The organism is Mesorhizobium sp. P5_C1, from assembly GCF_054049815.1.
On the sequence record NZ_JBFULQ010001103.1, the window covers coordinates 1 to 1,013 of the forward strand.

The window sequence follows — 1,013 nt, forward strand, 5'->3', positions numbered from 1 at the left end:
CCGGGATGCCGCCCTTGCCGATGCCGCTGAACATGGCGACATAGGCGTCGAACGAGATTTCCTGCGGGATCCACACTGGGGGCTTGGCCATGATCTCGACGGTCGGCCGCAGCGACGACAACACGATCCACAGACCGGGTAGGCAGATGGTCAGCATCGCCAGGAACAGGCCGATGCGGTAGACGATGCCTGTGAGCCGGCGCTTCAAGCGGGCGGAAGAATTCTCGTCCATCTTCACCACTCCGCACCGATCTGCGTGCGCGCCGCGGCGAGCTTGTTGAAGAAGTAGACGGTGAAGGCGATCGACAGCAGGATCGAGAAATAGGCCATGGCATTGGCCATGCCCATGCGTCCGTCGCTATAGGCGGTGCGCGCCACCAGCGTCCACAACAGCTCGGTGCGGCCCGCCGGTCCGCCATCGGTCATGATCTTGACGATGTCATAGGCGCGCGCCACGTCGAGCGAGCGAATGGTCATGGCGATGTAGGCGAAGGGCATGACGAACGGCCACGTCACATAACGGAATGTCTGCCATGGCGTGCAGCCGTCGACGCGCGCCGCCTCGATCGGCTCCTTGGGCATGGCGAGCAGGCCGGCCAGGATCAGGATGGCGAAGATCGCGGTCGACGACCAGATTTCGGCGATCGAAATGGCGATGAAGGCGAGATGGCTCTCGATCAGCCACGGTATGGCGTCCTGCGTGAGCCCAAGCGACTGCAAGGCATTGTTCACCAGGCCGATATTGTCGTTGAACATGAATTTGAATTGGAAGCCGACCAGGATCGGCGAGAACATCATCGGAAACATCATCAGCGTGCGCAGGATGCGCTGGCCGCGCGTCGCCTTCTCGACCAGCATCGCCAGGCCGAGGCCAAGCAGCATTTCGAGATTGAGCGCGATCGTCAGCAGCAGCACGGTGCGACCGAACGCCCACCAGAAATCGGTGTTGGACAGGATCGAAAGATAGTTCCTGAAGCCGATAAAGACGAAGAAAGTCTCGGGCCGCGTCAGGC

Annotated in this window: 1 protein-coding gene and 1 pseudogene; both read right to left on the reverse strand. The window is 61.4% G+C overall.

The window, feature by feature from the left end:
* A pseudogene (locus ACXJ7R_RS34175) lies at positions 1-232 on the reverse strand (carbohydrate ABC transporter permease); the annotation flags it as partial.
* Between the two features lie 2 nt (positions 233-234).
* Positions 235-1,013, reverse strand: a 779-nt coding sequence (locus ACXJ7R_RS34180; RefSeq protein ID WP_457155646.1) for a carbohydrate ABC transporter permease, incomplete at its 5' end; no start/stop codon positions are given.